This is a genomic window from Achromobacter semiaridum (assembly GCF_053543755.1).
Genome location: NZ_JBLVOL010000075.1, coordinates 40,561 through 47,256, shown reverse-complemented (window position 1 = coordinate 47,256; position 6,696 = coordinate 40,561). Strand labels below are relative to the sequence as shown.

5 protein-coding genes and 1 pseudogene are annotated in these 6,696 nt (G+C 66.5%); 4 read left to right on the top strand and 2 right to left on the bottom strand.

Features of this window, described 5'->3' with window-relative positions; translation table 11 throughout:
* Both ACNPP0_RS20290 and ACNPP0_RS20285 read left to right on the top strand, forming a co-directional pair.
* On the top strand, positions 1–2,316 hold a 2,316-nt coding region (locus ACNPP0_RS20290; protein WP_448706833.1), incomplete at its 5' end, for a DUF748 domain-containing protein.
* 64 nt (positions 2,317–2,380) lie between these two features.
* Positions 2,381–3,259, top strand: a complete 879-nt coding sequence (locus ACNPP0_RS20285) for a dienelactone hydrolase family protein (RefSeq protein WP_448706832.1) — start codon at positions 2,381–2,383, stop codon at positions 3,257–3,259.
* Between the two features lie 21 nt (positions 3,260–3,280).
* Here the strand turns inward: ACNPP0_RS20285 and ACNPP0_RS20280 are convergent, their stop codons facing one another.
* A complete protein-coding gene (locus ACNPP0_RS20280) occupies positions 3,281–3,706 on the bottom strand; it encodes a hypothetical protein (protein ID WP_332611425.1) in 426 nt (141 codons plus the stop codon).
* Positions 3,707–3,950: 244 nt separating this feature from the next.
* Here ACNPP0_RS20280 and ACNPP0_RS20275 point away from each other — a divergent pair, with 244 nt between their 5' ends.
* Together ACNPP0_RS20275 and ACNPP0_RS20270 are read left to right on the top strand one after the other, a co-directional pair.
* Positions 3,951–4,454, top strand: coding sequence for a peroxiredoxin (locus tag ACNPP0_RS20275; protein WP_332611426.1), 504 nt, complete (start codon positions 3,951–3,953; stop codon positions 4,452–4,454).
* Between the two features lie 87 nt (positions 4,455–4,541).
* Positions 4,542–6,095: an MFS transporter gene (locus ACNPP0_RS20270; protein WP_448706831.1), complete on the top strand. Its 1,554-nt coding sequence runs from the start codon at positions 4,542–4,544 to the stop codon at positions 6,093–6,095.
* Positions 6,096–6,112: 17 nt separating this feature from the next.
* On the opposite strand, the pseudogene ACNPP0_RS20265 reads toward ACNPP0_RS20270, so the two are convergent.
* Positions 6,113–6,520: pseudogene (locus ACNPP0_RS20265) on the bottom strand (DMT family transporter); the annotation flags it as partial.
* Positions 6,521–6,696: the final 176 nt, after the last annotated feature.

Here is a 6,696-nt window from a genome sequence, read left to right as displayed (position 1 = left end):
CCGCCGCCCGTCGCGCCCGCCCCGTCCGAATGGAAGGTCACGCTGGACGCCTTCAATCTGCATGAAGGCGAGCTCTACCTGACCGATGCGGTCAGCAAGCTGGATTACGTCATGACCGGCATCGGCGCCACCGTGGAAGGCGTGGTGGTGCCCGAGGTCAAGAACCAGCCCATCGACTTGTGGCTGACCGTGGACAACAGCACCGACGGCGGCTGGATACGCGCCAAGGGTCCGCTGGAATTGGCCCCGCTGTCGCTTGAGCTGGGCGTGCGCATGGGCAACATCGCGCTGGCCCCATTGGCGCCGGCCGTGCGCAGCGTGGCGCCCATCCTGCTGCAAGACGGCAGGCTGGCCGCTAACGCGCAGATCCACGTGCGCGAAAAAGACGGCGCCATCGACGCCTCGGCCACCGCTGTGCAGGCCGACCTGACCCAATTCAAGGCACGCGACGAAGCGCAAAAGCCCCCGCTGGATATCGCGCTGCAATCGCTGCGCGTCACGGCTGACAAACTTGCCATGGGCCCGGGCCAGAGCCGCTTCACCCTGGCAGCGGCGGGCATCCAGGGCAACGGCAAGCTGAACCTGGCGGGCACATTCACGCCGCAGCCGCTGACCGTCGCGTCGTCCGTTGACCTGTCCGAACTTAACGTGGCCCCGTTCGCGGCCTACGCCGCCGGCAGCCTGAACGCCACCGTGCGCGCCATTACGCTGGGGGCCAAGGGCGACGTGGCCTATGCCGCCGCCGCCGGCAACGCGCCCATGCGGGTCAACTGGAAAGGCGGCGTCGAGATCACCGGTGTGGACCTGCAAGACCGCGTCAACAACGACGACTTCCTGAATTGGAAGCGGCTGGCCTTTGCCGGCATGGACGTGTCCGTGGCGGGCGACAAAGTGGGCGCCAAGCTGGGCGACATCGCGCTGGAAGACTTCTACGGCCGCATCCTGTTGAACGCCCAGGGCCGGCTGAACGTGATGGACCTGGTGGCGGCGCCGGGGCAGGCGGGTGGCTCCATCACGCAGGACACGCAGACGCCGGCCCGCCCGCCGCCCGCCGCCCCGGCATCGACGCCGGCATCCAAGGCCGCATCGCCAGCGGCCTCGAAAGGCGGCGAGGGCGCGGCCATGCCCGACATCGCGGTGAACAGCGTCACGCTGTCGCGCGGCCGCATGACGTTTACCGATCGCTTCGTCAAACCCAACTATGTGGCCGAGCTGTCGGCCATCGAAGGCGCGATCACGGCGGTGTCGTCCACCAACCCGCAGCCCGCCAAGGTCAAGGTCACGGGGCGCGTCTACACCACCGCGCCGCTGTCGATCAGCGGCATCGTGCAGCCGTTCGCCAAATACCTGACGCTGGACCTGAAGGCGTCGGCCAAGGGCGTGGACCTGCCGCGCTTCAACACCTATTCGGCCAAGTACGTGGGCTACCCGATCAAGCGCGGCAAACTGTCGGTGGACCTGGAATACAAGATCAAGGACCGCGCGTTGCAGGCGTCCAACCACGTCGTGCTGAACCAGCTGACCTTCGGCGACAAGACCAACAGCCCCGACGCCACCAAACTGCCGGTGCTGCTGGCCGTGGCGCTGCTGAAGGATTCTCGCGGCAATATCGACATCAACCTGCCCGTGTCCGGGTCGCTGGACGACCCGGAATTTTCGGTGGGCGGCATCGTGGTGCGCGTGGTGATGAACCTGGTCGTCAAGGCGGTGACGTCGCCGTTCAGCTTGCTGGCCTCGGCGTTTGGCGGCGGCGAAGAGTTGTCGTATGTGGAGTTCGCGCCAGGCAGCGCGGTGCTGACCGAGGACTCGGTGCAGCGCATCGACACGCTGATCAAGGCGCTGACGGACCGCCCCGCGCTGAAGATGGACATCAGCGGCCGCGCCGATCCCAAGACCGACATGGAAGGGCTGCGCCAGGCCTGGGTCGATGCCCAGATCCGCGCCGCCAAGGCCGCCGACACGACGCCGCGCGGCAAGAAGCCCGATCCCGCGCGCGTGCAGGTGTCGCCCGCCGAGCGCCAGAAGTATCTGGAAGAGGTCTACGACGACACCGACATCAAGGACAAGCCGCGCAATTTCATTGGCATGTCCAAGTCGGTGCCGGCCGCGCAAATGGAAGCGATGCTGCGCGGCGTGGCGAAGGTGGGCGACGAGCAATTGCGCCAATTGGCCGATGCCCGAGCCCAGGCGGTATATGAGAAGTTGCAAGCCCAGGAAGGACTCGCGGACCGTGTCTTCATCGTTGCGCCGCAGCTGGACGCGGACGGCATCAAGGACGAGGGGCAACCCTCGCGCGTGGACTTCTCCCTGAAGTGAACCCGGCTTGACCCACGGTATGCAAGGCGTTCCGGGCCAGGCTTTTTTTGCCAGGAGATTTTCGATGAAAGATCAGGACGCGCACTTCGACAGCCTGCTGCCGCCCTTGCGGCTGGATCGGCGGGGCTTCATCGCCACGACGGTCGCGGCGGGCTTTTCCCTGGCGGCGGGGCCGGCCGTGGCGCAGACCGCCATCGCCACCGACGCCAAGGGATTGACGGCCGGCAAGGTCGATATCCCGACGTCGGACGGCAAGATGCCGGCTTATCGCGCGGCGCCCGAAGGCAAGAAGAGCCTGCCCACCGTCATCGTTGTGTCCGAGATCTTCGGCGTGCACGAATATATCCAGGACGTGTGCCGACGCCTGGCTCACCTGGGCTATCTGGCTATTGCGCCCGAACTGTTCGCGCGCCAGGGCGACCCGTCCAAGTACACCGAAATTCCGAAGCTGCAAGCCGAGATCATCAGCAAGGTGCCCGACATCCAGGTGCAGGGCGATCTGGACGCCACCGCCAAGTGGGCGGCGGCCAACGGCGGCAACCCCGACCGGCTGGGCATCGTGGGCTTTTGCTGGGGCGGCCGCCAAGTGTGGCTGTACGCGGCGCACAACCCCAAGCTGCGCGCGGGCGCGGCGTTCTACGGACAGCTTGCGGGCGAACCCAGCGAGCTCAAGCCCAAGTCGGTGTTGAGCCTGGTGAACGAATTGAAGGCGCCCGTGCTGGGCGCCTACGGCGGCAAGGACGCCGGCATTCCACTGACGGACGTGGACAAGATGCGCATCGAACTGGCCAAGGGGCCGGCGCCGGCAAAGGCGTCGCGCATCGACGTCTACCCCGAAGCACCGCACGCGTTCCATGCGGATTACCGGCCGTCGTATCGCAAGCCGGAAGCCGAGCAGGCCTGGACGCGGATGCTGGACTGGTTCAAGCAGAACGGGCTGTAGCCCGTCGGCGATCGCGGCGGTCTACTGGGCTTCTTCGCCCGGCAGGCCGTCGCTGACCTCGGCCAGCGCGCTTTTCATATCGTCGTAGCCGATCGCGCGCTCGTTCTGGAAACTGCCCAGCACGCCCCGGCAACCGTCAACGCCGGACCGCTTCATGTCGTCCATCATCGTCTTGCCTTCGGCCAGGCCCTTCTGGAACAACGCGTCGTAGGACGCGGCTGAAAACCCATATTCCTTGGCGTAGCGGGCCAGGTTCTTGTGCGCGGTTGCCTGATGCTGCGCCAGGTCGGGCTCTGAAGCCCCGCACGCGCGCGCCGCGCCGTTCGACGCGCCGGCGGCCACCACGAAGGATTCGTATTGCGCCTGTTCGCTGGCGTCCGGCGCGGCCCAGGAAGGGGCGGCGGCGGTGGCCAGGACCCAGGCCAAGGCTGTCAAAAGCTTGTGCATCGGTGAATCTCCGCTTGATGCCCGGCGGGCGATGGGCGATGTAGGCGCCGCGCGGGCGTGGGTCACTGGCGCATTATGGCAAGCAGCCGTTTCCAGTCGATGTGGTCGCGGTGTGGAGTCGTATCAGACTGTGCGTGTTTTTTTCGCGTCGCTCTGGCGCAGCGGGCAGGGCGCGCACGCACTATGATGGAGGGTGTGAGGCGATCCTGCCTCAATGCATTGCCCCACTTTCCCTGGAGATACCATGACGATCAAAGTCGGCGACCGCGTGCCGGATGGCACCCTGACCGAATTCATCGAAACCGAAACCGCCGGCTGCTCGCTGGGCCCCAACGCGTTCCAGGTTTCCGACCTGACCCGCGGCAAGACCATCGCGCTGTTCGCCTTGCCGGGCGCCTTCACCCCCACCTGCTCGGCCAAACATCTGCCGGGCTATGTGGAACAAGCCGACGCCCTCAAGGCCAAGGGCGTGGACGAAATCTGGTGCGTGGCCGTCAACGACGCTTTCGTCATGGGCGCCTGGGGCCGCGAACAAAAGACTGAAGGCCGTGTCCGCATGCTGGCCGATGGCTCGGCGCTGTGGACCAAGGAACTGGGCCTGGAACTGGACCTGATCGCGCGCGGCATGGGCGTGCGTTCGCAACGCTACTCGGCGCTGATCGTCGACGGCGTGGTCAAGCAGTTGAACGTGGAAGGTCCTGGCAAGTTCGAAGTCAGCGACGCCGCCACGCTGCTGTCGCAAATCTGACCTAACGTAGCTTCCAGTTTTACCGCTCAACGCGGCGGGTTGCCTTTGCAGCCCGCCGTGCTAATGCCAGCAGCGGTTGCCAACGCCATGCTCGCCACCCTCTCCTCATTCTCGTCCCTGTACTTCGCGACCTTGCTGATGCTGATCGGCACGGGTCTGTTCAACACCTACATGGGCCTTCGGCTGACGGCGCAGTCCGTCAGCGAAGTGTGGATCGGCGTCCTGATCGCCGGCTACTACCTGGGCCTGGTGTGCGGAGCCCGATTGGGGCACAAGCTCATCATCCGCGTGGGTCATATCCGCGCGTTCGTCGCGTGCGCGGCGATTGCCACCAGCATGATCCTGGCCCAGACGCTGGTTGATTCCATGCCGTTGTGGCTGGTGTTCCGCCTGATATCCGGCGTGGTGATGGTGACCGAATTCATGGTCATCGAAAGCTGGCTGAACGAACAAACTGAAAACCACCAGCGCGGCCGGGTGTTCTCGGTCTACATGGTGGTGTCCGGGCTGGGCACCGTGCTGGGGCAGTTGGCGCTGACCGCCTACGCCACGCTGGACCTGCGGCCGCTGACGCTGGTGGCCATGTGCCTGGTGTTGTGCCTGGTGCCCATTGCCGTCACCGCGCGTTCGCACCCGCCCACGCCGCTGCCCGCGCCGCTGGACATCCGCTTTTTCATGCGGCGCGTGCCGCTGTCCATGACGGTGCTGTTCGTGGCGGGTAACCTGTCGGGCGCTTTCTATGGGCTGGCCGCCGTCTATGGGGCCAAGCATGGCCTGACGACGTCGCAGGCCGCCGTCTTCGTGGCCGCCGCCGTCACGGCGGGGTTGCTGTCGCAATGGCCGATGGGCTGGTTGTCCGACCGCATCAACCGGGCGGGCCTGATCCGTTTCAACGCCTTGCTGCTGGTGCTGCTGCCCACCGTGATGTGGGGCTGGCTGACCTTGCCATATTGGGCGCTGGTGGCTTTGTCGTGCGTGTTCGGCATTTTGCAATTCACGCTGTACCCGCTGGGGGCGGCATTCGCCAACGATCACGTGGAATCCGAACGCCGGGTCAGCCTGTCGGCCGTCTTGCTGATGACCTACGGCGTGGGTGCGTGTATCGGTCCGATGGTGGCGGGGCTGATGATGTCGCTGGGCGGCCCCAGCATGTATTACGTGTTCATCTCGGCTTGCGCCTTGATCCTGGTATGGCAGGTGCGCCCCACGCGCGTTACCGGCGCGCACCAGGTCGATGAAGCGCCGACGCACTTCGTGCCGATGCCCGACACACTGCAAAGCTCGCCCGCGGCGGCGGTGCTGGACCCGCGCGTGGATCCAGAAAACGACATCGCGATGGAAATGGTGCAGCCGGACCCCGCCGCCGCGCCGGTCACGACCACCGAGGAGCCGGCAGTGGAAGAGCCGGCCCTCAAGCAGGAATGGCCGGCGGACGCTGCGGCAGCCGACGCTGCGGCAGCCGATGCTGCGGCAGCCGACGCTGCGGCAGGCGATCCTGCGGCAGCCGACGCCACAGCAGCCGGTACCGGGGTGCCAGCCGGCGGCCGTGCTGCTGATGTTGAATCCGGTGCAGGCGAGGAGGATGTCTCCCCCTCGGAAACCGAATCCGACTCTGAGCGCCGCCGCCGCACGGGCACCTGACGGTGGCGCCGCGGGGATTACCAGGGCGCCATCAGCACGATCGCGCCCAGCGCCAGCGCGATACCCAGCGCGTTGATCCGGGTCAGCGGCTCGCGAAACACTAACGCGCCCACCAGCGTGCCCAGCGTGATCACGCCCATGTTCATCGACGCGAACACCAGCGCCGGATGTTCAGGCAAGGACTGGTGCGCGCGGATATAGGTCAGGATGTTGCCGAAATTGGCCACGCCCAGCGCCACGCCCGCCAGCAGGTGACGGGGCTGCCAACGCACCCGGCGCGCCAGCAGATACGCCAACATCAACACGCCCGCCAGCACAAAGGCCAACAGCAGCCCGCCGGCAAACGCGGTGCCGGCACGCGCCACCTGCTTGAACAGGATGTCGATCACCCCGTACCCCGCCCACACCGCCAGCGGCCACAGCCAGATGCCGCGGTCAGAGGCGGTGGTGCTGGTGGCAGCGGCGGTGGTAGCGGTCGATGTGGCGGTCGATGTAGCGGTCGATGTAGCGGTCGATGTAGCGGTCGATGTAGCGGTCGTGACAGCAGCGGCGATCGTGGCGGTAGTCGTGGCGGGCGTGGCGGGCGTGGCGGGCGTGGGGG

Coding starts and splice junctions, on each gene's coding strand:
- ACNPP0_RS20285 (WP_448706832.1), top strand. CDS start 2,381: ATGAAAGATCAGGACGCGCACTTCGACAGCCTGCTGCCGCCCTTGCGG.
- ACNPP0_RS20280 (WP_332611425.1), bottom strand. CDS start 3,706: ATGCACAAGCTTTTGACAGCCTTGGCCTGGGTCCTGGCCACCGCCGCC.
- ACNPP0_RS20275 (WP_332611426.1), top strand. CDS start 3,951: ATGACGATCAAAGTCGGCGACCGCGTGCCGGATGGCACCCTGACCGAA.
- ACNPP0_RS20270 (WP_448706831.1), top strand. CDS start 4,542: ATGCTCGCCACCCTCTCCTCATTCTCGTCCCTGTACTTCGCGACCTTG.